Raw genomic sequence first — 24662 nt, 5'->3', positions numbered from 1 at the left:
AATTATGAAGAAAAATAATAAAAAGGTGATTCAGTTATTCAAAATGCTGAATCTCGCCATCGTTATTTTAATCATTCTAAACCTTATTATGTATACAGGTGTTTTACCGCACAAATATCACATAATACCACCTTATGTTGTTACGATTTTTATAGCGTTGCTAATATATGTAAGCTATAAAAGCGGAAATCAATTTTTTGCGATGGACACAAAAGGTGAAACCATAACTTTTGAAACGAAGAATGTTGGATTTTTATCCTTCTTAGATTCAAAAACAAACAAAATCGATTTACCGAAATATAAATTGATTAAATACGAATTTCAGAAAGGAATTCTTTCAAAAAGTATTGTCTTTTATATTGACAGTAAAAAGAATCCAACTAATTTAATAAAAGTCAAATTTCGTTTAGCATTTATTTCTAATCGAAATATTAATATTATTTTGACTGAATTAGACAAAATTGTGGAGTCTAATTATGTAGTCAAAGACAATGTAGAAGTAGCTATTTAACATGATGCAAGACAATCAAGAGAGCATCAAGAAGGTTTCTGGTATGTACCAAGAATGGTTTCTTGACTATGCCTCTTATGTAATTTTAGAACGAGCAATTCCATCTATTTATGATGGTTTGAAACCAGTTCAGCGTAGAATTTTACATTCAATGCGCGAGTTGGAAGACGGACGATATAACAAAGTTGCGAACATTGTAGGAAATACGATGAAATATCACCCGCATGGTGATATGGCGATTTCTGATGCAATGGTTCAAATTGGTCAAAAAGAATTGTTGATCGATATGCAAGGAAACTGGGGAAATATCTATACTGGTGACCGAGCGGCTGCGTCGCGTTATATCGAAGCTCGATTGACTAAATTTGCGTTAGAAGTTGTCTATAATCCAAAAACTACAAAATGGCAACCTTCTTATGATGGTCGAAATAAAGAACCAATCGATCTTCCAATCAAATTTCCTTTGCTTTTGGCACAAGGAGTTGAAGGAATTGCAGTTGGTTTGTCAACAAAGATTTTACCGCATAATTTCAATGAGTTAATTGATGCGTCAATTTTACATCTGAAAGGAAAGAAATTTCAAATTTTCCCAGATTTTTTAACTTCTGGTTTGGTTGATGTTTCTGACTATAATGATGGATTGCGTGGAGGTAAAGTGCGCATTCGTGCAAAGATTTTGCAAGAAGATAAAACGACGCTAAAAATTACGGAAATTCCTTACGGAACAACGACAGGATCTTTGATTGATTCGGTTTTGAAAGCCAATGATAAAGGTAAAATCAAGATCAAAAAGATTGAAGATAATACAGCGGCTGAGGTGGAGATTTTAATTCATCTTGTTCCGGGAAGTAGTCCAGATAAAACGATTGACGCATTGTATGCATTCACGGATTGTGAGATATCTGTTTCGCCAAATGCTTGTGTGATTAATGAGCAAACACCGGAATTTTTAACAGTTTCTGAAATTTTAATTCACAATACAAACAATACAGTTGAATTGTTGAAAAAAGAGTTAGAAATTGAGTTAGATGAGCTGCAAGAACAATGGCATTTTTCTTCGTTGGAAAGAATTTTTATCGAGAATAGAATTTATCACGATATCGAAGAAGAAGAAACATGGGAAGGTGTAATTTCTGCAATTGATAAAGGATTAAAACCGCATATTGCGCATTTAATTCGTCCAGTTACGGAAGAAGATATTACGCGTTTAACAGAAATTCGAATCAAACGTATTTCAAAATTTGATTTAGATAAGGCGCAACAATTTATTGAATCATTAGAAGATAAAATCGAGAATGTAAAACATCATTTAGCAAATTTGATTGATTATGCGATCGATTATTTCAAAAATCTAAAGACAAAATACGGAAAAGGAAAAGAACGTAAAACAGAAATTAGAACATTTGATACGATTGATGCGACAAAAGTTGCCGTTGCAAATACACGTTTTTATGTGGATAGAAACGAAGGTTTTATCGGAACTTCATTGAAAAAAGACGAGTATTTATTCGAGTGTTCTGATATTGATGATATTGTGGTTTTCAAACATGATGGTTCGATGATTGTGACAAAAGTTGATGCAAAAACGTTTGTTGGAAAAGGAATTATTCATGTTGGAATTTGGCATAAAAATGATAAACGTACCATTTATAACTTGATTTATCGCGATGGTAAAAATGGTCCGGCTTATCAAAAACGTTTTGCTGTAACGGGAATTACGCGCGATAAAGAATATGATTTAACCGCTGGTAATAAAGGTTCGGAAGTTTTGTATTTTTCAGCGAATCCAAATGGTGAAGCCGAAGTTGTATCAATTATTTTGAAAACTCATCAACGAATCAAAAAATTAAAATTCGATATTAATTTTGCTGATTTAGCGATTAAAGGTCGTGCATCAAAAGGGAATTTGGTGACGAAATATCCAATCAAAAAAGTAGAATTGAAAGAGGAAGGAGTTTCGACTTTAGCACCTCGTCAAATTTGGTTTGATACGGATACAAAACGTCTTAATGCAGATGGATTGGGACTTTTATTAGGTTCTTTCAAAGGTGATGATAAAATTTTAACGATTAATAAAAAAGGTGAAGCAAAATTGGTTTCGTTTGATTTGAGTAATCGTTTTGACGAAGATTTAGAAATTATCGAGAAATGGAAACCTGCAAAACCGATTTCTTGCGTGTATTATGATGCAGAAAAAGATCGTTATTTTGTGAAACGTTTCCTTTTAGAAGATACATTTTCTCCGCAACCTTTTTATACGTTAGAAGATAGTAAGTCATCAATCAAAGTTGTTTCGACAGATTATTTACCAGTTATTGAGTTGATTTTCCCGAAAGTAAAAGGTTTAGAAAAAGAACCAGAAGTGATAAATTTAGAAGAATTTATTACTATTAAGGGAATTAAAGCGCAAGGAAATCAGTTGACAACGTATAAATTAAAACAAATTAATGTGTTGGAACCGCTTCCGTTTGAAGAACCAGAAGAAGAGGAGGAGTCAGAAGAAGAGCTGCAGCCGACGCTATTTGATGCGATTGAGGAGGATAATAATGAAGTAGAAAATATAGAAGAATAATGGGAGATATCTCTATTGTGGCATTAGTCGTTATTGGATTGAATGTTTTGGTAAGTTGGAAAGGTTTTAACGATTTAGCTTTTTTTGAAAAATATAAATTTCAAGTTGGGTCGATATTATATAATAAGGAATACTATAGAATTTTAAGTTCAGGATTTTTACATGTTGATTTTACTCATTTGTTATTCAATATGTTAACTCTTTACTTTTTTGCGAATCCTGTTATCGGTTTTTTTGCAAGTCCAGAAGGATTTTTATTAGGAGACTTTTCGAATGCTAAACTAAATGTAGGTTACGGAATGTTTCTTTTAGTTTTTTTTGCAACGGTTATTGGCGGAAATCTTTTGTCTTTGTTGATTCACAAGAAAGAAACTTTTTATTCGGCAGTTGGAGCTTCTGGAGGAGTGACAGGGGTTTTATTCGCTGCAATTGCAGCTTTTCCTGAAATGGAATTAAGATTATTTTTTGCTTTACCAATTCCAGCCTGGATTTTCGGAATCTTATATTTAGGATATTCAGTTTATGGAATGAAAACTAATTTAGGGAACATCGGACATTCAGCGCATTTAGGTGGCGCAATTGTGGGATTATTATCTGCAATATTATTTTACCCAACAATTTTACAAATCAATATGTATTATATTTTAGGAATGATTGTTCCATTAATTGTATTGTTTGTGATGATTTTGAGAGAACATCGAAAATAAAAAATAAGACAAAAAAAGCATCAAGATTACTTGATGCTTTTTTTATATGATAATGAAATTATACTATTATTATAATATTCTTTTTACGTATAAGAATTTTGGTCCCCAATATCTATCATTTAAAGAAGATACCATAACGCCTTGAGAAGTAGATGAATGAATGAATTCTAAAACTCCATCTTTATTTCTTCCATGAACAATTCCTACGTGCGAAACTCTACCGCGACCTCTTGTTGCAAAGAAAACTAAATCTCCTTCTTTTGCTTCGTCTGTACTAACTGTAAAACCTTCTCTTGCCTGATCTGCAGATACACGAGGTAAATTTTTATTGAAAGTCTCGAAAACGTTTCTAACAAAGGCAGAGCAATCAATACCACTTCTTGTTGTGCCTCCGTATCGGTAAGGTGTACCAATATACGTTTCTGCTTCTTTTAATAAAAATCCTGCAAACAATTCATTCGTTTCTTCTAAAACGCTGTTTAACACAACCATAGATTTCGCTTCATCGTTAATTTCTATTGGTGTAACATCTAAATTGGCATGTTTATTGATTATTTTAGCTTGAGCTTCAATAGCTCTTGGTTTCGGTACGAAACTTCTCGAAGAATATTCTGTAGCTTCACTAACTGGGGTTAAAGAAGAACATGATGTTATAAACATCGTGCAAACCACTGCAGCTACACCTAATATCGATGCTTTCATATATTGAGTATTCGTTTGTATAAATTTTAATAGCACCGCTAAAGTAATTGTTAAAAATATAACTCATTATATATAAGAGATGTTTTGACAAAATATTAACTTCCTTAACATTTTTTAACAAAAATCTATTCAAAAAAACTTTTAAATAAATTTGGAAGTTCAAAAAATAGTTCTACATTTGCACTCGCTTTTCACAACAAGTGGTTAAGCCGTCATGCGGCCCATTCGTCTAGTGGTTAGGACATCAGGTTTTCATCCTGGAAACAGGAGTTCGATTCTCCTATGGGCTACATAAAAGTGTTTTAGAAAATTATTAAATTAATTTGGCGAGATAAAATATTTGTTTATATCTTTGCCGAACTAAAATAGAAAGAGATTTAAGTTATGGCAAATCATAAGTCAGCATTAAAAAGAATTAGACAATCAGCGGTAAGACGCGATCGTAATAAATATTATCACAAATCAGCTCGTACAGCTATTAAAGCTTTAAGATCTGAATCTGATAAAAATGAAGCAGAAACAGTTTTTCCAAAAGTTTCTTCAATGATTGATAAGTTAGCAAAAAGAAACATTATTCACAAGAATAAAGCTTCAAACTTAAAATCAAAGTTAGCGAAACATATTGCGGGATTAGCTTAATAAAATAAAAGTGGTCCCTTCGTCTATCGGTTAGGACACTAGATTTTCATTCTAGAAAGAGGGGTTCGATTCCCCTAGGGACTACAAATTAATAGATGGATTGCATTATTGCAATCTTTTTTTTCCTTGTTCATAGTTGTTGATTTTTTAAACAACCAGTAGAATACTGTGTAAAGGAAATTGTTTTTTGTGTTTTGTTTGTAAAGGTTAATCATAATGTTTAGATGATTAATCGGGAATGAAAATGTCGCTGTATAATTCAACTTGGTTCAAATTATTAGAATTATACATCGACTTTTCTACAACTCCCAACACAAAATGACGTTCATTCAAAATAAAGAATATTCGAATTAATTAATTCATATTAAGTGGTCCCTTCGTCTATCGGTTAGGACACTAGATTTTCATTCTAGAAAGAGGGGTTCGATTCCCCTAGGGACTACAATTTGACTTGATTAAAAAAAATAGTATAAAATTTTCGGAAATTGTTTGGTAATAAAAAATAAACGTTTATTTTTGCACCACAATAATACGAAAGGAGGTCCCTTCGTCTATCGGTTAGGACACTAGATTTTCATTCTAGAAAGAGGGGTTCGATTCCCCTAGGGACTACAAAAAAGCATTCAGATTTGGATGCTTTTTTATTTTGAAATAGTTTAGTTTATATTGATTTATTGCGATCAATAAAAAAGCGTTTGAGGAAATAAACTTCAAACGCTTTTTGCTTTTATAAAGGATCCTTTTATAGCTTTGGAATTGCTTCTATCAATTCTTTGGTATAGTTTGTTATCGGATGCGCATAAACCTTGTCTGCATCGTTCAATTCTTTCATTTCTCCGTGTTGCATGACCAATAATTGATCGCTCATATATTTTACAACCGCCAAATCGTGCGAGATAAATATATAGGTAAATCCAAATTCTGTTTTCAAATCATTTAATAAATTCAAGACTTGCGCCTGAACAGAAACATCCAACGCAGAAACAGATTCATCACAAATGATAAATTTAGGATTTAAAGCCAAAGCACGAGCAATCCCGATACGTTGACGTTGCCCACCAGAGAATTCGTGCGGATATTTGTTCAAATCTTGATCTGATAAACCCACTTTTTGTAAAAGAGATGAAGCCGTTTTTAATCGCTCAGCTTTATTCTGACCAATTTTATGCACTTGCATTGGTTCTGTAATAATTTGCGCAACGGTTTGGCGAGGATTTAAACTTGAATATGGGTCTTGGAAAATAATCTGAATTTCTCTTCTTAATTTACGAATTTCCTCTTTTTTCAGTTTCGTAATATCTATACCATTATAATAAATTTCGCCGGCAGTTGGTTTTTCTAATAACAAAACCGTTCTACTCAAGGTTGTTTTTCCAGAACCCGATTCGCCAACCAAGCCCATTGTTTCACCTGGATAAACTTTGAACGAGATATCATCGACAGCTTTTACATTCGGGATTGTAGCGTTTCCAAATAGAGTCGAAGGATAGAAATATTTCTTCAAGTTCTTAACCTCTAAAATTGGAGGATTTGCATAAATTTTTTCGTGAAAAGCTTCGCGTTCTTCTTCTGTATAGATTTCAGTTTTGAAATTTGGATTTCCTAAGAAATCTTTCACCGTAGGTAAACGTTTTGCGCGTTCATCCAATCGAGGTCGACAAGCAATTAAACCTTTTGTATAATTTTCTTTCGGATGATTAAAAATAGTTTCAACATTTCCTTGTTCTACAACATCACCACGAAACATCACCAAAATTTCTTCGCAAACATTTGCAATTACACCCAAATCGTGAGAAATAAACAACATGCTCATGTTATTTTTTTCTTGTAATTCTTTCAATAAATCTAACGTCGCTTTTTGCACCGTAACGTCCAAAGCTGTTGTAGGTTCATCCGCAATCAATAATTTCGGCTCGCAAGAAATCGCCATTGCTATCATTACACGTTGCTTTTGTCCGCCAGATAATTCGTGCGGATAGGCTTTATAAATACGTTCGGGATTTGGTAATTTTACTTGTTCAAAAAGATGAAGAACTTTCTTTTTAGCTTCTTCTTTCGATAAATTTTGATGCAAACGAATCGCTTCTTCCACTTGTTCCCCGCAACGTAAACTTGGATTTAGAGAAGTCATTGGTTCTTGAAAAATCATTCCGATTTCATTTCCTCTTATTTTTTCCAGTTCTTTAGGCGAAAGTTTAAGCAAATCTATCATTTTATCATCTTGACGAAAAAGAATTTCACTTTTGGGATGAATAATTGCATTAGGAGACAATAAACCCATAATTGCCAATGAAGTTAACGACTTTCCTGAGCCAGATTCTCCAACAATTCCTAATGTATCACCTTGTTCTACTTTGAAATTGATGTTATTCAAAACTTGTTTATCTCCAAAAGAAATCGATAAATTTTTGACCTCGATAATATAATGTAAATCTTGCTTTTGCATGGCAAATTGTTGCTTGGTAAATGAAGTGGAAATTTAGTGATTTTTTTAATCATTTTCTCGAATCAATAATTTCTAAGATTTTGTATTTATAAATTTTGTAATTTTGCTACGAATCAAAACGTTGTGATTTTTAATTTTTTTTATTAATTTAGATGTATTGATTTACTGACTTATAAAAACTTATAACAAGTCAGTTTTTTAAATTCGAAGAATGGATACATACTCCCAGATTTCGACATTGTTTTTAGTCGCTAATCACAATGTCGCCGATGAAATTTCTGTAGCAAAACTTTTGCTTACAATTTTCCTTGTTTTATTAAATGGTTTTTTCGTTGCAGCCGAGTTTGCAATTGTAAAAGTACGTTCGTCACAAATTGAAGTTAATCAAGATATTAACGAAAGAACTTCAAATGCTGCAAAACGAATCGTTAATCATTTAGATTCTTATCTTGCCGCAACACAATTAGGTATTACATTAGCTTCGCTTGGTCTTGGTTGGGTTGGAGAAAGCTCTTTAACACCTGTAATCGTAAAACTTTTTGAAGTAGTTGGTTTAACTTCTCCTTCTTGGACAGCGATTGCGCATAATGTTGCATTCCCAGCAGCTTTCGTTATCATTACTATTTTGCACATTGTTTTTGGTGAGTTAGCGCCGAAATCTATTGCGATTCAGTATCCAACAAAAACTACTTTTACAGTAGCTTGGCCTCTTCGTGCATTTTATTTTGTTTTCAAACCTCTTATTGTTTTAATGAATGGTTTGGCAAATGTAATTCTTCGTGCGATTGGAATTCATCCTATTCATGGAGGTGAAATTCACACAGAAGAAGAGTTGAAAATGATTATTACAGAAAGTTCTGAAGGTGGAGCAATTGAAGAATCTGAGCGTAATTTAATTCAAAATGTGTTTGAGTTTGATGATCGTCGAGTGATGAATATTCAAACATTACGTAAAAATGTTTCTGCAATTAATATTAATACTTCTGTAAAAGATGCGTTAGATTATGCGATTAATGAAGGTTATTCGCGTTATCCTGTTTACGAAGAAGAATTTGATAATATAAAAGGTATCATTTACGCTAAGGATTTAATCAAGCAATTATTGGAAAATCCAAATCAAACTGAAATTGAAGGATTGTTGCGAGAGCCAATTTTTATCTCAGAAAATGCATTGATTAAGAATGTAATGAAACAATTTCAGAAAAAACATATGCAAATTGCAATTGTAACAAATGAAGTTGGTGAAGTTGCAGGAATTGTTTCGATGGAAGATATTTTGGAGGAGTTGGTTGGAGAAATTCAAGACGAATATGATAACGAAGATCCGATAGTTTCTCGTGTTTCTGAAGGTGTTTATAATATAAATGCACACAACGCGATAAGCGATATTAATCGTTTAGTACCATTTAGATTCGAAGAAAGTGAACATTATGATACGTTGGCTGGATTGATTTCTGAATGTTATCCTGATAAAGAATTAACGGAAGGAGATTTGATTGATTTGGAAGAATATACAGGAACAATTATCAAAATGTACCGAAATTCTGTTGAGCAAGTTCAATTGAAAGTGAAAGATGAATTGATTGAAAACTTTCGCGATGAACCAGATTCAGCCGAAGATGATGAAAATTAATCATTAGAAAATATAGAATAAAAAATCCGCTCATTAGCGGATTTTTTTCGTTTTTATATATCTTCTTTTCGTTGTAAAGGTTGATCGTAACGCATTTTTCGGAAAACATTAATCAAGGTTACAACATCTTTTTCACAATAATCTTTGATGCGTTCTACATTGTTTTCATCGTAATAAACTCGTGCAACTTGTGAACCATCGATATCATCTTTTGGTGTTGGAATTTCGAAAACATTTGCCAATAAATCTAACGATGTAAAGTTCTTGTAATCGCCAAATTTCCATAATTCCATTGTATCCAAATGCTGAACTTCCCATGGCTTTTTACCAAATAATTGCAAAATAGCTGGAATTTCAATTTGATTAATCATCATTCGGCGAGCGATGTACGGAAAATCAAACTCTTTTCCGTTGTGTGCACATAAAATATGATCAGGCTTGAAAAAATTTTCAATCAACATTGAATTAAAATCTTCTAACAATTTCTTTTCGTCGTGACCATAAAAACTTTTGATATGAATAAAAGAATCTTTAACTACAATTCCGACTGAAATGCATACAATTTTTCCAAATTCAGCCATGATTCCAGCACGTTCGTGATAAAATTCTTCAGGAGAAATTTCATTATTATTGCGTTGATAAGCTGTTTTCTTTTCCCAAAGAGCTTGTGTTCTTTCAGACAAAAGATTCCAATCATCGGTTTGTGGAACCGTTTCGATATCTAAAAATAATATTTTACTGTAAGGAATTCGTTGGATCATTTTCTTTCACTTTTTGATTAATTCGCATTGCTTCGTCTACCAATCGGTAAACATCGCCATCTGCAATTGGATGATTGTTTGGTTGATCATTATGCGTTTTTCCAGTTCGAACAATAACTAATTTTTCTGAAGGAATTACAATGATACGTTGTCCCAAATGTCCTAACATTGCATAAAAAGGCGTTTTGTAATTGTAATCCATCCAAACTGAATAACCATAAATTTGTGGCTCATTTGGTCCGAATGCTTTTTTGTTTGGTAAAACCATTTTCTGAACAAATGCTGAATCTAAAATTTGTTTACCGTACCAATTTCCATCATTCAATAATAATTGTCCAAGTTTGGCAAAATCTCGCGCTGTTGCATTGAAGCAACAATAGGTTTTCTCCATTCCTTTCGGATTATCTTTCGACCATTGCGCATCTAATTCCATCCCCATTGGTTGCCAAAATTCTTCTTGAAAATATTGTGATAATGATTTGTGTTTCAACGCGCGTTCAATCACAATTCCTAATAATTGCGTGTCACTCGATTGATATTTGAAATGTCCGCCAGGTTGAGAAACAAATTTTCGAGCTAACATTTGTTTAACGATATCATCGCCATAATACGCTTTAGCAGTAGGATTGAGTGGGAAATAATAATCTTCGTCCCAATCATAACCAGATGTCATTGCAGATAAATCGCCAACGGTACATTCAGCTCCAAATTTATCATCTTTAAATTCGGGAATGAAATCTGTTATTTTTTGATCTAAACCTTTGATATAACCTTGTTCAATCGCTTTTCCCAACATCATTGTCGTGAATGTTTTCGCCATCGAAAAAGAATTGGTAATATCATTTAGCGCATATCCATTAAAATAATATTCGCTCAAAATTTGATTATCTTTTATAATAACTAATCCAGCAGTTCCGAAATCGATCATCTCTTTTTCGAAATTAGCTGACAACGGAAATTGATTATAATCTAAATGTTGATGCCAAACTCGCGGTGCACCTGCCAAAATTACATTGTTATCAAAATCTTTGTAATCGTTGATATTTGCAGTGCTTTCACCTTTCATATAGGTTAATTTTACGCCACGAAAAATGTAGTCATTCCCTGTTGCATAAAGAATTAGGATTAATACACAAATGATTATGATGAACCATTTTATTATTTTCCAAAGTATTTTCATTTCAAAAATTTAGAATCTTTTACTAAAATAAGCTTTTACTATTAAATAATGTTAAAATTCTATCATTTCGGAATCATATTTGTTGAGTTATTGTGTATCTTTATACAAGAAAATTAAATCTAAAAAATAAATATTATGGCTTTTGAATTAGCAAAATTACCTTATGCATTTGATGCATTAGAACCTCATATTGACGCAAAAACAATGGAAATTCACCATGACAAACATCATGCTGCGTACACAAATAACTTGAATGCTGCTATTGAAGGAACTGATTTAGCAAATGCTACAATCGAAGAAATTTTAGCAAAAGGAACTGACAAACCAGCTGTTCGTAACAATGGTGGTGGTTTTTACAATCACAATTTATTCTGGGAAATTTTAACTCCAGGTGGTGCTAATCAACCAACTGCAGAAGTTGCTGATGCAATTAACGCTGCTTTTGGATCTTTTGAAGCTTTCAAAGATGAGTTTTCTAAAGCTGCTGCAACACGCTTTGGTTCTGGATGGGCTTGGTTAATCGTAAAAGATGGAAAATTAGTTGTAACATCAACTCCAAATCAAGATTCTACTTTGATGCCAGTTGCTGATGTGCAAGGATTTCCAGTTTTAGGATTAGATGTTTGGGAACATGCTTATTACTTAAATTACCAAAACCGTCGTCCTAATTATATCGAGGCTTTCTTCTCTGTAATTAACTGGGATAAAGTTGCGGAAAGATTTGCATCTGCAAAATAATAAGGTTTAAAAAAATTAAACAATACAAGACTTGTGTAGAAATACGCAAGTCTTTTTTTATCTTTGGACTATGGGAATAATTATTTTAGAAAATATAAAAATATATTCGAATCACGGATGTTTAGATGAAGAAGCGCGCATTGGTTCTGATTATTTGGTTGATTTGGAAGCGCATGCTGACTTTACAAAAGCAACAGAATCGGATGAATTGGTTGATGCTTTGGATTATGTTTCGTTAAATAAAATTGTGAAGGAAGAAGTAGGTATTCGTTCAAAACTTTTGGAACATGTTTGTAAAAGGGTGTTAGATCGTATAGGTCAAGAACTTACGAGTGTTACGTATGCAAAAGTAAAATTATCTAAGCTGAATCCTCCTATTGGTGGGCATGTAGAAAAAGTGAGTGTTATTTTAGAAAAATCGTATTAAACTTTTTTTTTCTGAAATTATTGCTATATTTGCAGTCCAAAAGAACGGGAATGGTTCCTTGACCGAGAGGCTAGGTAGCGGTCTGCAAAACCGTCCACAGCGGTTCGAATCCGCTAGGAACCTCAAGATTAATTGATGATCAACAAGTTAAAAGACGTTTATGCATATATTTTACATAACGTCTTTTTTTTATGCTTCAATTTTATTTTCATAATTTATTATATTTGATGAATACTAATATGAATCATATTTGGATTGATGTTTAGGAACAATAATTGGCTTATATCTCTCTTTATGATCTCGTGGAACATCTATCGTAGATTCTCCATATTAGCTTTTTAAACGTTTTGAAGTTGTACCATTACGTGCATTTGGATTATCACTTTTCTTATTTTTGGAATAACCTAAATGTGCTTGAAGTTAGCCTTGCAGCATGGCTTCTGATTAATCAGAATGCAATTCTTTTAATAATTTACACAGTTTTTTGGATACTGCCGAGCAAGAATTTTTAAAAAATGAAATCACTGTAGCTATTGTTCAAAAACTACAAGGAACCAAATTATTCAGTCTGCTTGAGAATTCTATTGAAAATGCATTTACAAAAATTGCAGCATTATTGGATAGAACTATTTCATCTAAAATGGATTTCAATTCTTCTAATTTAATTAAAGGTTTAGATGATTTTGATATAGGGGAGTATATCTAACAACAATGATTTAATAATTAAAATACAGAATATTCAAAACTCATATTGAATAAAGAAAGACATTTTTTAATCCTCCATTTTTATATAACCTTCGCCATAATTATCAAAAAATAATTTACGATAAGTAGAACCTATTGCAATGGCAACATCATCGATGTACAAAGTGTTATAATCAAAAGAAGTGATATGATTTTTGTTGACAATATAGGATTTGCTCACTCTGTAAAAGCTTGTGTTTGGAAGCTTTGTATGCATTGTTTTTAGATTCATCGCGGTTATCAACTTTTGCTTGTCCGTATAAATGATGACATAATCTTTCAAAGCCTCGATATGTGTAATATCCTCAAAGTTTAGTTTATGAAATCTTCGATCTGCCTTGATAAACATAAACTGTTCTGAATTAGATTCAATTGTTGATTTTATGGTGTTTTCTGATAATAATTGATGCAATAATTCTGCCTTATTAATTGCTTTTTTTAGTCGTTCTTGCGAAATAGGTTTCAATAAATAATCTATCGCATCCAGCTCGTAGCCATCAATCGCAAACTGAGGATAAGCTGTCGTAAAAATAAATAATGTATTCGCAGGCAATTGTTTTGCGAGTTCGAGACCATTTATGCTTGGCATTTCAATATCCAAAAAAACTAAATCGACGTGATTGTTTTTAGTGAAATCAAGTGCTTTGGTTGCGTTACCAAAACTCCCAATGATCTCAATAGATTCAAAACCATTTAGTTCCTCCGATAATTGCTCGCGAGCAAGAGGTTCATCATCAATTATAATACATTTCATAAAGGCAGATTTAAAGTGACAACAAATTCTTTTTCTTTCTTATTTAGCTTCAATTCGTAGTTATCACCATATAAAAGTTCTAATCTTCTTTTGATATTCGTAAGCCCGATTCCTTTATTTTTTGTATCAGAAATTTTAAAATCTGGACAGATAGAATTGCTACATTCAAAATGCAACATAAGATTTGTTATGCTAAAATTAATATTGATATAAGACGCATTATCATTAACATCGACACTATGTTTAACTGCATTTTCGATAAAAACGGTAAATAAGTTTGAAGGAATTAAACGTCGGTTAAGTGATTCCGAATTAATTGTATTGTTGATTTTTACTGTGAAATCGTCCCGTCTTTTTTGCTCTAATTCCAAATAATTGGTAAGAAATAAAATCTCTTGACACAAATTGTTTTTATTGTTTCGATTTTCATACAATTGAAAACGCAGAAATTCTGACAACTTCACAACTGTATTCACAGCTTCTTCGGGATTTTTTCTGATTAGAGCTTTTACACTATTCAAATTATTAAATAAAAAATGAGGATTAATTTGGTTTTTTAATTCCGCTAATTCCATTTTATGCGTTAGTTTTTCTAGTTCGATAATCTTCTCTTTATCAATAATCCAATTCTGCGCTAATCTTGTTGTTGTTGTAATCATGATAAAACTAATCGAAGTAAAAATTCCATAGATTGGCTGTAGCATAAAGAATTCACCTTTTGGAGTATTTAAATGTAGGATATATCGATTGGTTAAAAGTACAATACTTAGGGTTACAATAACTAAACAGATTAAAAGTGAGAAATAGGTCAGGTATTTTCTGTCCAAAAATTTAGGAACCAAATAATAGGTGTTGATGTAAAACATGATGACAAAAAAAGTGTACACGCTAACAAACCAATAAATACGGTCTTCTTTGGGAAATCTGATGTAAAATCCTGAGCAATACAAGAAAATGAAGAAAAATAGTAGAAATATGATTTGCCTAACCAATTTCAATTTCTTGTTCAATAAAAAAGCTATAATTTTCTCCTCCATTTCGATTTATTTAGAGATAGTAATTACTCAAAATATTTAGATTACTAAATTACTTCTTTATAAAAGACATTATATTTTTTTATACAAAATGATTCTGTTTTTATACAAAAACCCGCAATCCTTCGGTTTTGTATAAAATATGCATTGGTTCGTATAAATTTGAATTTGGGACTAATTTTTTGCTTTTTATTTACGTCGAAAAATTAGTAATATGTCGCAAGCAAAAGTGTTAGAATTATATAATCTTATAGACGAAACTTCGTTATCTGAAGAACAACTTGAATGTAAAATTATTCAAATAGTTGATCTTATTCGATTTATAGAAATTTACAATGATTCAATTCTGATCAAAGATTTTTTGAAATACAATTGTAGTATTATTTCACATGAAAATAAATCAATCGGAATTGTATTTTGTGAGCAACTCGAAGAAATTGAATCACTTATAGCCACACAAAAACTTTTGATGATAAAGGATAAAGAATTTCTGAATGAATTATGGATTGTTTTTGTTAAAGATTATCAACAATCAATTAATATTGAAAGTATTAGGAATGATCGTAAACTCAATCTTTTTGACAAGATTTTTAATTTCAATTTTTATAAACAAACAATTTTACAAGCCAGATAATAGCCATGAAATTAATTAAAACGTCAACAATATTATTTTGTCTTCTAACAAATGTTACCAATGTATATGGGCAAGACAATAAGGAAATAAAAGAACAAGATAGTATTTCCAAAAAAGCCTATATATATTTGACGCAACAATTTTCTGTTGCAAGACCATTGAATGTAGAATACACTTATGCCACGCCAACAAAATTTACTTCGAAAACGGATGGGAACAAAACTGATGGTAATCGAATTAATCATTATTCACAACTGAATATCAGTACAAATATCAATATTTTGAAAAAAAAGAATTGGATTCTTAGTACGACTCTTGGTTATAAGAATACCAATATGGATATAGAATTTGCTGAACCAACGTTTCAAGAAACAAAAAATGTAGATATTAATGCACATTATCTCTATGAATCCTTGAATTTGGCTTATAGTACAAAACTTTTTAACAAGCCTACTTTTCTAAGTTCTAGTCTTATTTTTGATGGTAGCGACAAATATTTTGGTCGAGTAAAAGGACTTGTAACAGGAAATATTTTATTAAAATCTACAGATCGAACTAAAATATTAGTAGGATTAGGATTGAACATTGATGAAGGTACTAAAACACCTGTAATTCCAATGTTTACCTTACAACATAGATTTAATAATGACTTTTTTGCAGATATTATTTTACCAAAACAAATTCTTTTCAGAATGCATCCTTTCAAAAATTCTCGATTATCAATAGGAACTGAATTGGAAGCAAACACGTTTTATTTATATCTTTTGAATCCTAATAATTTATCTGAAAAATACGAATATAGACAAGTTGACTTAAACAATGGATTGAAGTATGAATATTTGTTAAAACACAATTTTATTATCATCGCTAAAACAGGAGTAAAAACGCTAATTACAAATGGTTTATTTAATAAAAAAGACACGTTTGATGACAAGATTTTCTCTTCGACACAAGATCCTTCGTTTTATTTTAATCTAGGACTTTCTTATAATCCTTTTGTAAAAAAGCGAAAATAAATCAGTTATTGTCTCCCCAAAAAAAGCCTTACAATAAGTATCGAAAGGCTTTTTAAATCTATCAACTATTAACTACTTGGGTAGTTATTACCTTTTGCAATATTGTGAAATAAGACGATTTCCTTTAAGATAAATACAGGGATTTGTTCGTCAAGAATTCAAAAATTTTAAGATGGTTAAAGCGACTACTATAATTAAAATAGAAACAATAACGATGTCTTTATAATTGATTGTTTTCGAACCAAATCCAACTTTCTTTGATTTACTTATCTTTTTAGATTGCATCAGAAGGATTAGTTGACACAAATATAGATTATGAATTTAATTGATAAACAAGGTTATAATTAAATAATTGTAAAAATAACAATATAATTATAAGGTAAAGAGTGATAAACAAAAAAAAACTCAAGTGATTCACTTAAGGTTTTCTTGTTATTTTTCTGCTTCTATAGTATTATTTAAGCTATTCTTTTGATTTTTTTGACGCTCTTTTTCTTCGTCAGATAATTTATCTTCAAGATTTATTTTCACATCATTCAGCATTTCTTTGAATTTTTCAGGTTGCATCATATAATATTTGTAACTCTCAGAAAATTGATGAAATGTGATATCATAATTTTTCATAATATCTACCGCATCTTTTGCTAAATCGATACTTTGATCTTGATTTTGAATAGGAAACATCTGCAATCCTTGTTGACTAATATATAAATCAGTAAGAATATCAATCATTTCAGATTTACCGATGAGATCTTTTGGTTTGTCGTAATTTTTTGGTGCGCAACTAAAAATACTCAAAAAAATCAGTGATAAAAAGATCAAGTTTTTCATAATTTGCCAAATATTTTTCTTAATCGTAACGAAATTACACCAAAAACGGCTTCTCCAATAATATCAGAACTAATTTTTGATTCGCCTAAAGTTCTGTCCGTAAATATAATTGGAACTTCTTTTAGTGTAAATTTTTTAATCCAAGTTTTGTACTTCATTTCAATCTGAAATCCATACCCTTTGAATTGTATTTTATCCAAATCCAGAGACTTCAACACGTTTGCTCTATAACCAACAAACCCTGCTGTAGCATCATGAACAGGTAATCGCGTGATGATGCTCACATATTTCGACGCAAAATAAGACAATAAAACTCTGTTCATTGGCCAATTCACAACATTTACACCATTAGAATAGCGTGAGCCAATAGCTAAATCGGCACCATCTGCTAAAGCTTGGTATAAGCGAGGTAAATCATTTGGATTATGCGAAAAATCGGCATCCATTTCGAAAATATATTCGTATTTATTTGCTAAAGCCCACTTAAATCCATGTACATAAGCGCGTCCTAAACCATCTTTTGTGGTACGAATTTCTAAATGCAAACGTCCATTAAACTCAGGAATCAAACGTTTTACAATATCATTCGTTCCGTCTGGGGAACTGTCGTCAACAATAAGCACATCAAATGCTCCGTCAACAGCCAAAGCTGCACGAATAATGGCTTCTATGTTTTCTTTTTCGTTATAGGTCGGGATAATAACTAATTTGTCCGACATAAATATTATTTTGTGGGCATAAAGATAGTTATAAGATTGTTAGTCTTTTGTATTTTTGAAAAAATTATGAAAACAAACGATTTAATCTCGATAGGAAAAAATACACTTGGCAATGATACTGTTCTTATTGCTTTGACGGTGTGTTTGTTATTGGTTTGTGCAGCAAAATACTTGTTTGCTAAAAATTTCAAAACGCTAGATAATAAAACCGAATACATGAGTTTTACAGATGATAATACGACCTTATTTAGTTTTATTGTCAATGGTGTGACGGTTTTACTGATAAGTTTGTTGTTGGTTTCGTATTTTGATATTACGTATAATCATATTCCAAATTTTAAGTTTTATTATCTTTCACGTGTCGGAATTACCTTTGGTGTAATCAGTTTGATTATGCTCTTTAGGTTGATGATTGAGGTAATTTTTTATCGTGTTTTCTACGAATCTAGTTCTCTTTCATATTTTATGAAAAGTTCGAGTTTTGTTAATGCAAAAAATGTTTTACTCTTACTTATTATTTGTTTTTTGTTTTTTTACACACAAATTAACAAAGATTACTTGATGGTGATTGGCTTTATTTTGTTGTTTTTGAATAGAATATTCGAAATTTATCATATATATGCAAAACAAATAAGTGACAATAAATCAGTTTGGTATTATAATATTTTGTACCTTTGCACCCTAGAAATTTTACCTATAATGGTATTAGCAAAACTATTAATTGTAGGTAAAGTAATCTAAAATTACTATGAAAGTTAAATCAATATTAGTATCTCAACCTAAGCCTCAGGCAGAAAACTCGCCATACTACGAGATTGAAAAAAGAAATAAAATCAAAATTGATTTTAGACCATTTATCCAAGTTGTCGGAATAGACGCTAAAGAAGTAAGACAACAAAAAATTGACTTTAGCAAAGTGACTGCTGTAATTTTTACAAGTAGAAACGCTATTGATCATTTTTTTCGTTTAGCAGAAGAAATGCGCTTTACTGTTCCTGACTCTATGAAATATTTTTGCGAATCAGAAGCAATTGCATTCTATTTACAGAAATACATTGTTTACAGAAAACGTAAAATTTATATTGGAGAAAAAGTTTTTGCGGATATGGTGCCTTTATTTAAAAAGCACAAAGACGAAAACTTCTTATTACCAGCATCTGATGTTTTAAAACCAAATGTTCCTACTTTATTAGATAGTTTAGGATTAACTTGGCAAAAAGCAACTTTGTTTAGAACTGTATCGAGTGATTTATCTGATTTGTCTGATGTAAAATACGATATTTTAGTATTCTTTACACCTTCAGGAATCAAATCATTATTTGAAAATTTCCCAGATTTCGTGCAAGAAAATACAAGAATTGCCGTTTTCGGAAAATCGACAGTAGATCAAGCAAAAGAGATGGGATTACGTGTAGACATTGAGGTGCCAACACCACAAACGCCTTCAATGACAATGGCGTTAGATAAATACGTGAAAGAAGCAAATAAATCAAAATAATATTCGCTTTACCCTTCTCTCTAATTAAAAAATATGTAAATTAAAGAGATGGAAAAAAGATGGGAAATAAAAGAACAGCCCAATACTGAAGTTGTTAAGGATTTAAGAGAATCGCTTAACATATCTGAGGTGCTTGCTATTTTATTAGTCCAACGTGGAATTACGAATTTTGCTCAAGCCAAATCGTATTTTAATCCATCCTTAGACGAATTGCATGATCCTTTTTTGATGAAAGGAATGTCTGATGCGGTTTCACGTATCAAAAATGCAATTGATGATGAAGAAAATATCTTAATATTTGGAGACTACGATGTAGATGGAACGACAGCTGTAACTTTGTTTTACGAATTTCTGACTTCTATCTACTCGAAAGTCTTTTTTTATATTCCAGACCGAAATAATGAAGGTTATGGAATCTCTCAACAAAGTATAGAATTCGCTGTACAAAATAATATTTCACTTGTTATTGCTTTAGACTGTGGGATTAAAGCACACGAAGAAATAAAATATGCACAATCAAAAGGCATAGATTATATTATTTGTGATCACCATTTACCAGATCGTTCTGTGCCAAAAGCGTACGCTGTTTTAGATCCGAAACAAAAAGGTTGTCGCTATCCTTACAAAGATTTGAGCGGTTGTGGCGTTGGGTTTAAATTGGTACAAGCTTATACCGAGAAATTTAATCTTCCGAAAGAAAATCTTTTATCTCTTTTAGATTTAGTTGCAGTAAGTATTGCGGCTGATATTGTTCCGATTACAGGAGAAAATCGTGTATTGGCTTTTGCTGGTTTGAAACGATTAAATTCAGAACCTCGTTTAGCTTTTCAGCAATTAATTCCGACTAATATTAAAAATAATGTCAATATTTCGAATGTTGTTTTTTCTATTGCGCCAAAAATTAATGCTGCAGGTCGTATAAAACACGGTTCGGAAGCGGTTCGTTTTATGTTGAGTACAGATGAAGAGGATTGCCGTAAATATTTGAATGATATAAATTCATTAAATAATGAACGCAAAACCTTGGATCTTGATATGACACATGATGCACTTTTTCAACTGGATCAAATTAATACCAAAGAAAAATATTCGACCATTGTTTACGATGCTTCTTGGAATAAAGGAGTAATCGGAATTGTTGCTTCTCGTTTGGTCGATTTGTATTATAAACCAACCATTGTTTGCACGAAGAATAATGAAGGCGAAATTGTATGTTCGGCTCGCTCTATTCAAGAGTTTGACATACATTCGGCAATCGAAAAAAACAAAGATTTGTTAACACAGTTTGGTGGACATATGGCTGCTGCTGGTTTGGCAATGAAAGAAGAAAACTTTGAAGAATTCAAGATTAGATTTGATCAAACAGTGAAAGAAATGTCGAATGGAAAACATTTTACGCCATCAATTTTGATCGATAAAGAGATTTCTTTTAATGATATGACGCGTTCTTTCTTGGAATCGGTGATGCGAATGGCGCCTTTTGGACCAGATAATATGAATCCTGTTTTTATTTCGAAGGATTTATTAGCAACGGATTTCCGATTAGTTGGTAAAGAACACGCGCGTTTGTACGTACATCAGCGAGATACACGTATTACGTTTCCTGCAATTGGTTTCAAATTAGGGAAATTTGGACCAAAATTAGAGAAAGGACAATCGTTTGATATGGTTTACACAATCGGAATGAATTATTGGCAAGGAAAAGGAACTTGGCAATTGAATATCAAAGATATTCGCTTCAACGATTAATGATGTCCTTCTATAACCAAAACCATTTCACCTTTTAAATTTCTTTTTTCAGCTATTTCGGCTAATTCAGTTAATGTTCCGCGTAAAGTTTCTTCAAATTTTTTCGAGATTTCGCGTGATAAACTTGCTTTGCGTTCAGCTCCAAAAGCTTCGGCTAAATCTTTTAATGTGCGTCCAATTTTATGTGGAGATTCGTAGAAAATCATCGTTTTCTTTTCTTCTACTAATGAATCTAATTTCGATTTTCGACCTTTTTTCACAGGTAAAAATCCAACAAAAGTAAATTCATTATTTGGTAATCCAGAAACAACTAATGCAGGAACAAAAGCGGTTGCACCTGGTAAACATTCGATTACGATATTATTTGCTACACATTCTTTTGCTAATAAATAACCTGGATCAGAAATACCTGGAGTTCCGGCATCAGTAATAATCGAAATGATTTGACCATCTTTTAGCTGACGAATAATATCTTCAGTTGCTTGATGCTCATTGTGCATATGGTAGCTACGCATTGGAGTAGAAATTTCGAAATGTTTCAGTAAAATACCACTATTTCGCGTGTCTTCTGCCAAAATCACATCCGATTCTTTTAGCACATCAACCGCTCTAAATGTCATATCTCCCAAATTTCCGATTGGCGTCGGAACCAAATATAATTTTCCACTCATGCGACAAAGTTACAAAGTAATTTCAAAAGAAAAAGCCAGCAAATTAGCTGGCTTCCTATATTATTTCAAAATATCTGCTAAATCTGCAATATCTTCAGCCGAAACTTTGTCCAAAATTTTGTCTAAATCTGTTCTAGGAATATCTAATTTCGAATCGATAACCAATACATTTCGTAAACCGTTAATTCCAAAAATCATTTTCTTAACTCGTCCGCCATCTTCTTGTAATGAAATGTTCAAACGGCTGTCTTTCGCTTTGAATTTTACTAAGTTCTCATATTTTTCACCACGCATAGATGACTGCAAATCATTCATGATTCTTTTTTGCTTTCCTTGTCCAGCATCTGAAACAACAAAAACTTTAGCCGATTTTAAATAATTAAATAAATCTGTTCCACCAGCTTTTCCAGCTAATTTCAACGCAAAAGAAGGTAAAGGAATTACAGTAGATTGATTATCATATTTTTTGTAGAATTCTTGCATGTTGCTTGTTGTACCGCAAGATTGCAATGTTAACAATACTGCTATAAAAGATAAACCGATTATTTTTTTCATTGTTGTTGTGTTTATAAATTAGAAAAAGCTATTACAACTCTCGTACCGAAAATTATTAAGTTTAAAAATATTCAATAATTCCTAAAACCAAATAGACAATTGAAGAAATTATCAGGAAAAATCCTATTATAATTCCACCTATTAATCGATTATAAGCTAAAACTTTAAAACCGTCTTTTAAATGGTCTAATTTATTTTCTCTTTTTACTGCATAATCAATTCCAAATTTAGGTTTCGATTTTTTATTTTTATAATATGGATAATAGAAAGGAGATATAAATATTAACATTCCTAGACCTAATAAAAAACCAACTAAAGCTTTTTCTAAATACTCATTTTCCATTACAAATAACTTTTTATCATTTCCAAAATTGATTCATCATCCAAACCAACGATTTCTTCTAATTCGGTAATCGAAGCGTGTTCGATAAATTCGTCTGGATAACCGTTGATTGTAATATTTCCTTTGTAATGTATTGAATTCAGAAACTCTAAAATTCCACTTCCAAAACCTCCTTTTTTAATCCCATCTTCAAAAGTTAGTATGGTAGAATATTTCAACGAAATAGCTTTTAAACGAGATTCATCTAAAGGTTTGATAAAAGGAAAATCAATCAAAGCAACTTTATCTTGAAGATGATTTTGGATGATAATTTCTTCGATTCGAGAACTAATCAATCCAGTCGAAAGAATTGCTAATTGATTTCCTTCAAAAATAATTTCAGATTTACCGATTTCTATTTTTTCGACTTTAGAATTACTTGTTTGGATATTATTTTTTGGATAACGAATTGCAAAAGGACGAGTTGTAAACTGTGCTGTATACAATAGATTTTTGAAATCTTTTTCGTTTCGAGGCGAAGACACAATCATATTTGGAATTTCGCGTAAATATGCTATATCAAAATAACCATGATGCGTTGCGCCATCTGTACCAACGAATCCTGCACGATCAATACAAAACACAACTGGTAGATTCTGTAACGCTACATCGTGTATCACTTGGTCGTAGGCACGTTGTAAAAATGTCGAATAAATCATACAATACGGAATGGTGTTTTGCGTCGCCAGACCAGCTGCAAACGTTACCGCATGTTGTTCTGTAATTCCGACATCAAAAACTCGTTTTGGGAAATCTTGATGACATTTTACTAAATTGCTTCCTGTTAACATAGCAGGCGTTATGGCTACAATTTGTGAATTATTTTCAAGTAATTGATGCATGGTTTTTCCAAAAACATCTTGATACGATTTTTCTTTTTTCTTCGATTTTATTTCACCCGTTTCTTTATCGAACAAACCAGGAGCATGCCATTTTACTTGATCGATTTCGGCTTGTTCGTAACCTTTTCCTTTTATTGTTTTGATGTGTAAAACTTTCGGACCTTTTATATAATCAGCTTTATTGAAAGCATTTAGTAAATCATCAAAATTGTGTCCATCAATTGTTCCAATAAAATTTAAACCGAAATTGGAGAAAATATTTTCGGATTGATTTTCTAATGATTTAAAATGTTTTTTCAATCCTCCAACCGAAGGATCAATTCCGATATCATTATCATTCAAAATCACTAAAACATCCAAATCTGTAGATCCAAGATGATTCAATGCTTCTAAACTCATTCCAGAAGTAATCGATGCATCACCAATAATTGCAATGTGTTTTCTATTGATTTGATTGATTTTATCTGCAGTTGCCATTCCAACAATTGCTGAAATAGAAGTAGAAGAATGTCCCGTTCCAAATGTATCAAACTCACTTTCTATACGCGTTGGGAAACCAGAAATACCGTCTTTTTGACGTAATGAATCAAAAATTTGTTGACGACCAGTTAAAATTTTATGCGGATAACATTGATGGCCAACATCCCAAATCAACAAATCTTTTGGTGTATTGTAGTGATAATGTAATGCAATCGTTAATTCAATCACACCCAAACTAGCACCTAAATGTCCTGGTTTTACACTCAAAGTATCCAAAATAAACTCGCGCATCTCGTGAGCTAAAGCAGTTAATTGAGACGCTTCAAAAGTCCTAAGTTCCTTAGGATGATTGATTTTTGAAAGTAGATTATCCATTATTCTTTTACAAAATTACATTTTTCTGAGGAATTTTCCGTACCTTTGCATGTTACAAAATT

Annotated in this window: 25 protein-coding genes and 5 tRNA genes; 18 read left to right on the top strand and 12 right to left on the bottom strand. The window is 31.7% G+C overall.

Going from position 1 to position 24662, the window contains the following annotated elements; all coding sequences use genetic code 11:
- Nucleotides 1-4 precede the first annotated feature (4 nt).
- The 3 genes from HXZ74_RS03380 to HXZ74_RS03370 are packed head-to-tail and all read left to right on the top strand — an operon-like array spanning nt 5 to nt 3790.
- A complete protein-coding gene (locus HXZ74_RS03380) occupies nt 5-511 on the top strand; it encodes a hypothetical protein (RefSeq protein WP_147279950.1) in 507 nt (168 codons plus the stop codon).
- A 4-nt stretch (nt 512-515) separates the two neighbouring features.
- Complete coding sequence (locus HXZ74_RS03375) at nt 516-3083, top strand: DNA gyrase/topoisomerase IV subunit A (RefSeq protein ID WP_286473950.1); 2568 nt, start codon at nt 516-518, stop codon at nt 3081-3083.
- The gene (locus HXZ74_RS03370; RefSeq protein WP_286473844.1) at nt 3083-3790 is read left to right on the top strand and encodes a rhomboid family intramembrane serine protease; all 708 of its coding nucleotides are present in this window, start codon (nt 3083-3085) and stop codon (nt 3788-3790) included. The genes HXZ74_RS03375 and HXZ74_RS03370 overlap by 1 nt, the downstream gene beginning before the upstream one ends.
- Nucleotides 3791-3859: 69 nt before the next feature.
- On the opposite strand, the gene HXZ74_RS03365 is transcribed toward HXZ74_RS03370, so the two are convergent.
- A complete protein-coding gene (locus HXZ74_RS03365; RefSeq protein WP_038334971.1) occupies nt 3860-4492 on the bottom strand; it encodes a C40 family peptidase in 633 nt (210 codons plus the stop codon).
- Between the two features lie 218 nt (nt 4493-4710).
- Here HXZ74_RS03365 and HXZ74_RS03360 point away from each other — a divergent pair.
- From HXZ74_RS03360 to HXZ74_RS03340, 5 genes are all read left to right on the top strand, one after another.
- Nucleotides 4711-4782, top strand: a tRNA-Glu gene (locus HXZ74_RS03360).
- Nucleotides 4783-4876: 94 nt separating this feature from the next.
- Entirely contained in the window at nt 4877-5131 is a 255-nt protein-coding gene (gene rpsT, locus HXZ74_RS03355) for a 30S ribosomal protein S20 (protein ID WP_038334974.1), read from the top strand.
- A 12-nt stretch (nt 5132-5143) separates the two neighbouring features.
- Nucleotides 5144-5215: transfer RNA gene (locus HXZ74_RS03350), tRNA-Glu, on the top strand.
- Nucleotides 5216-5501: 286 nt separating this feature from the next.
- Nucleotides 5502-5573, top strand: a tRNA-Glu gene (locus HXZ74_RS03345).
- Nucleotides 5574-5671: 98 nt separating this feature from the next.
- Nucleotides 5672-5743: transfer RNA gene (locus tag HXZ74_RS03340), tRNA-Glu, on the top strand.
- A gap of 130 nt (nt 5744-5873) precedes the next feature.
- Here the strand turns inward: HXZ74_RS03340 and HXZ74_RS03335 are convergent.
- On the bottom strand, nt 5874-7610 hold the full coding sequence (locus HXZ74_RS03335) for an ABC transporter ATP-binding protein (RefSeq protein ID WP_286473946.1): 1737 nt from the start codon (nt 7608-7610) through the stop codon (nt 5874-5876).
- Nucleotides 7611-7788: 178 nt separating this feature from the next.
- Between HXZ74_RS03335 and HXZ74_RS03330 the strand changes: the two genes are divergently transcribed.
- Nucleotides 7789-9210, top strand: a complete 1422-nt coding sequence (locus HXZ74_RS03330; protein ID WP_114998216.1) for a hemolysin family protein — start codon at nt 7789-7791, stop codon at nt 9208-9210.
- Between the two features lie 53 nt (nt 9211-9263).
- On the opposite strand, the gene HXZ74_RS03325 is transcribed toward HXZ74_RS03330, so the two are convergent.
- On the bottom strand, nt 9264-9971 hold the full coding sequence (locus tag HXZ74_RS03325) for a 3'-5' exonuclease (protein ID WP_219034027.1): 708 nt from the start codon (nt 9969-9971) through the stop codon (nt 9264-9266).
- Nucleotides 9946-11151, bottom strand: coding sequence for a serine hydrolase domain-containing protein (locus HXZ74_RS03320; protein WP_286473842.1), 1206 nt, complete (start codon nt 11149-11151; stop codon nt 9946-9948). The genes HXZ74_RS03325 and HXZ74_RS03320 overlap by 26 nt, the downstream gene beginning before the upstream one ends.
- Before the next feature lie 135 nt (nt 11152-11286).
- Here HXZ74_RS03320 and HXZ74_RS03315 point away from each other — a divergent pair, with 135 nt between their 5' ends.
- From HXZ74_RS03315 to HXZ74_RS03295, 4 genes are all read left to right on the top strand, one after another.
- Entirely contained in the window at nt 11287-11889 is a 603-nt protein-coding gene (locus tag HXZ74_RS03315; RefSeq protein WP_286473839.1) for a superoxide dismutase, read from the top strand.
- A 70-nt stretch (nt 11890-11959) separates the two neighbouring features.
- Entirely contained in the window at nt 11960-12316 is a 357-nt protein-coding gene (gene folB, locus HXZ74_RS03310) for a dihydroneopterin aldolase (RefSeq protein ID WP_286473837.1), read from the top strand.
- Between the two features lie 52 nt (nt 12317-12368).
- Nucleotides 12369-12439 (top strand) — tRNA-Cys (locus HXZ74_RS03305).
- A gap of 361 nt (nt 12440-12800) precedes the next feature.
- The gene (locus HXZ74_RS03295) at nt 12801-13022 is read left to right on the top strand and encodes a hypothetical protein (protein ID WP_286473834.1); all 222 of its coding nucleotides are present in this window, start codon (nt 12801-12803) and stop codon (nt 13020-13022) included.
- A 66-nt stretch (nt 13023-13088) separates the two neighbouring features.
- Here HXZ74_RS03295 and HXZ74_RS03290 read toward each other — a convergent pair whose 3' ends face one another.
- Together HXZ74_RS03290 and HXZ74_RS03285 are read right to left on the bottom strand one after the other, a co-directional pair.
- A complete protein-coding gene (locus HXZ74_RS03290; protein ID WP_280062197.1) occupies nt 13089-13814 on the bottom strand; it encodes a LytR/AlgR family response regulator transcription factor in 726 nt (241 codons plus the stop codon).
- Nucleotides 13811-14518 (bottom strand): sensor histidine kinase, encoded by a 708-nt coding sequence (locus HXZ74_RS03285; protein ID WP_280062196.1) that lies wholly within the window; start codon nt 14516-14518, stop codon nt 13811-13813. The genes HXZ74_RS03290 and HXZ74_RS03285 overlap by 4 nt, the downstream gene beginning before the upstream one ends.
- 544 nt (nt 14519-15062) lie before the next feature.
- Between HXZ74_RS03285 and HXZ74_RS03280 the strand changes: the two genes are divergently transcribed.
- Nucleotides 15063-15482, top strand: a complete 420-nt coding sequence (locus HXZ74_RS03280; protein WP_038334994.1) for a hypothetical protein — start codon at nt 15063-15065, stop codon at nt 15480-15482.
- A 5-nt stretch (nt 15483-15487) separates the two neighbouring features.
- On the top strand, nt 15488-16498 hold the full coding sequence (locus tag HXZ74_RS03275) for a hypothetical protein (RefSeq protein WP_125349986.1): 1011 nt from the start codon (nt 15488-15490) through the stop codon (nt 16496-16498).
- A gap of 432 nt (nt 16499-16930) precedes the next feature.
- On the opposite strand, the gene HXZ74_RS03270 is transcribed toward HXZ74_RS03275, so the two are convergent.
- Together HXZ74_RS03270 and HXZ74_RS03265 are read right to left on the bottom strand one after the other, a co-directional pair.
- Nucleotides 16931-17329, bottom strand: a complete 399-nt coding sequence (locus HXZ74_RS03270; protein ID WP_286473832.1) for a DUF4296 domain-containing protein — start codon at nt 17327-17329, stop codon at nt 16931-16933.
- Nucleotides 17326-18048: a polyprenol monophosphomannose synthase gene (locus tag HXZ74_RS03265; RefSeq protein ID WP_280037302.1), complete on the bottom strand. Its 723-nt coding sequence runs from the start codon at nt 18046-18048 to the stop codon at nt 17326-17328. Before HXZ74_RS03265 ends, HXZ74_RS03270 begins: the two co-directional genes overlap by 4 nt.
- Nucleotides 18049-18114: 66 nt before the next feature.
- Here HXZ74_RS03265 and HXZ74_RS03260 point away from each other — a divergent pair, with 66 nt between their 5' ends.
- From HXZ74_RS03260 to recJ, 3 genes are read left to right on the top strand one after another with little or no spacing between them, the layout of a single operon-like run.
- Entirely contained in the window at nt 18115-18789 is a 675-nt protein-coding gene (locus HXZ74_RS03260) for a DUF4271 domain-containing protein (RefSeq protein ID WP_219034040.1), read from the top strand.
- Nucleotides 18790-18796: 7 nt separating this feature from the next.
- Nucleotides 18797-19546 carry a uroporphyrinogen-III synthase gene (locus HXZ74_RS03255; RefSeq protein ID WP_019974792.1) on the top strand — a complete coding sequence of 250 codons (750 nt, stop codon included), beginning with the start codon at nt 18797-18799 and terminating at the stop codon, nt 19544-19546.
- 48 nt (nt 19547-19594) lie between these two features.
- A complete protein-coding gene (gene recJ / locus HXZ74_RS03250; protein WP_286473830.1) occupies nt 19595-21295 on the top strand; it encodes a single-stranded-DNA-specific exonuclease RecJ in 1701 nt (566 codons plus the stop codon).
- On the opposite strand, the gene rsmI is transcribed toward recJ, so the two are convergent.
- From rsmI to HXZ74_RS03230, 4 genes are all read right to left on the bottom strand, one after another.
- Nucleotides 21292-21966 carry a 16S rRNA (cytidine(1402)-2'-O)-methyltransferase gene (gene rsmI, locus HXZ74_RS03245; protein ID WP_221854392.1) on the bottom strand — a complete coding sequence of 225 codons (675 nt, stop codon included), beginning with the start codon at nt 21964-21966 and terminating at the stop codon, nt 21292-21294. The two genes, recJ and rsmI, sit on opposite strands and share 4 nt — an antisense overlap.
- A gap of 60 nt (nt 21967-22026) precedes the next feature.
- Nucleotides 22027-22521 carry a DUF4252 domain-containing protein gene (locus HXZ74_RS03240; protein WP_038336746.1) on the bottom strand — a complete coding sequence of 165 codons (495 nt, stop codon included), beginning with the start codon at nt 22519-22521 and terminating at the stop codon, nt 22027-22029.
- A gap of 61 nt (nt 22522-22582) precedes the next feature.
- Nucleotides 22583-22864 (bottom strand): hypothetical protein, encoded by a 282-nt coding sequence (locus HXZ74_RS03235; RefSeq protein WP_219034042.1) that lies wholly within the window; start codon nt 22862-22864, stop codon nt 22583-22585.
- Nucleotides 22864-24600, bottom strand: coding sequence for a 1-deoxy-D-xylulose-5-phosphate synthase (locus HXZ74_RS03230; protein ID WP_286473828.1), 1737 nt, complete (start codon nt 24598-24600; stop codon nt 22864-22866). Before HXZ74_RS03230 ends, HXZ74_RS03235 begins: the two co-directional genes overlap by 1 nt.
- Nucleotides 24601-24662 lie beyond the last annotated feature (62 nt).

It is taken from the genome of Empedobacter sp. R750 (assembly GCF_030324345.1).
Classification (GTDB): Bacteria; Bacteroidota; Bacteroidia; order Flavobacteriales; family Weeksellaceae; genus Empedobacter; species Empedobacter falsenii_C.
Note: the sequence above shows the minus strand (reverse complement) of the source record. Positions and strands in the feature narration are given on the sequence as shown.

Bases quoted from the DNA above. Each gene is read 5' to 3' on its own strand.
- HXZ74_RS03380 (WP_147279950.1), top strand. From the start codon at position 5: ATGAAGAAAAATAATAAAAAGGTGATTCAGTTATTCAAAATGCTGAAT.
- HXZ74_RS03375 (WP_286473950.1), top strand. From the start codon at position 516: ATGCAAGACAATCAAGAGAGCATCAAGAAGGTTTCTGGTATGTACCAA.
- HXZ74_RS03370 (WP_286473844.1), top strand. From the start codon at position 3,083: ATGGGAGATATCTCTATTGTGGCATTAGTCGTTATTGGATTGAATGTT.
- HXZ74_RS03365 (WP_038334971.1), bottom strand. From the start codon at position 4,492: ATGAAAGCATCGATATTAGGTGTAGCTGCAGTGGTTTGCACGATGTTT.
- rpsT (WP_038334974.1), top strand. From the start codon at position 4,877: ATGGCAAATCATAAGTCAGCATTAAAAAGAATTAGACAATCAGCGGTA.
- HXZ74_RS03330 (WP_114998216.1), top strand. From the start codon at position 7,789: ATGGATACATACTCCCAGATTTCGACATTGTTTTTAGTCGCTAATCAC.
- HXZ74_RS03325 (WP_219034027.1), bottom strand. From the start codon at position 9,971: ATGATCCAACGAATTCCTTACAGTAAAATATTATTTTTAGATATCGAA.
- HXZ74_RS03320 (WP_286473842.1), bottom strand. From the start codon at position 11,151: ATGAAAATACTTTGGAAAATAATAAAATGGTTCATCATAATCATTTGT.
- HXZ74_RS03315 (WP_286473839.1), top strand. From the start codon at position 11,287: ATGGCTTTTGAATTAGCAAAATTACCTTATGCATTTGATGCATTAGAA.
- folB (WP_286473837.1), top strand. From the start codon at position 11,960: ATGGGAATAATTATTTTAGAAAATATAAAAATATATTCGAATCACGGA.
- HXZ74_RS03290 (WP_280062197.1), bottom strand. From the start codon at position 13,814: ATGAAATGTATTATAATTGATGATGAACCTCTTGCTCGCGAGCAATTA.
- HXZ74_RS03285 (WP_280062196.1), bottom strand. From the start codon at position 14,518: ATGCTACAGCCAATCTATGGAATTTTTACTTCGATTAGTTTTATCATG.
- HXZ74_RS03280 (WP_038334994.1), top strand. From the start codon at position 15,063: ATGTCGCAAGCAAAAGTGTTAGAATTATATAATCTTATAGACGAAACT.
- HXZ74_RS03275 (WP_125349986.1), top strand. From the start codon at position 15,488: ATGAAATTAATTAAAACGTCAACAATATTATTTTGTCTTCTAACAAAT.
- HXZ74_RS03270 (WP_286473832.1), bottom strand. From the start codon at position 17,329: ATGAAAAACTTGATCTTTTTATCACTGATTTTTTTGAGTATTTTTAGT.
- HXZ74_RS03265 (WP_280037302.1), bottom strand. From the start codon at position 18,048: ATGTCGGACAAATTAGTTATTATCCCGACCTATAACGAAAAAGAAAAC.
- HXZ74_RS03260 (WP_219034040.1), top strand. From the start codon at position 18,115: ATGAAAACAAACGATTTAATCTCGATAGGAAAAAATACACTTGGCAAT.
- HXZ74_RS03255 (WP_019974792.1), top strand. From the start codon at position 18,797: ATGAAAGTTAAATCAATATTAGTATCTCAACCTAAGCCTCAGGCAGAA.
- recJ (WP_286473830.1), top strand. From the start codon at position 19,595: ATGGAAAAAAGATGGGAAATAAAAGAACAGCCCAATACTGAAGTTGTT.
- rsmI (WP_221854392.1), bottom strand. From the start codon at position 21,966: ATGAGTGGAAAATTATATTTGGTTCCGACGCCAATCGGAAATTTGGGA.
- HXZ74_RS03240 (WP_038336746.1), bottom strand. From the start codon at position 22,521: ATGAAAAAAATAATCGGTTTATCTTTTATAGCAGTATTGTTAACATTG.
- HXZ74_RS03235 (WP_219034042.1), bottom strand. From the start codon at position 22,864: ATGGAAAATGAGTATTTAGAAAAAGCTTTAGTTGGTTTTTTATTAGGT.
- HXZ74_RS03230 (WP_286473828.1), bottom strand. From the start codon at position 24,600: ATGGATAATCTACTTTCAAAAATCAATCATCCTAAGGAACTTAGGACT.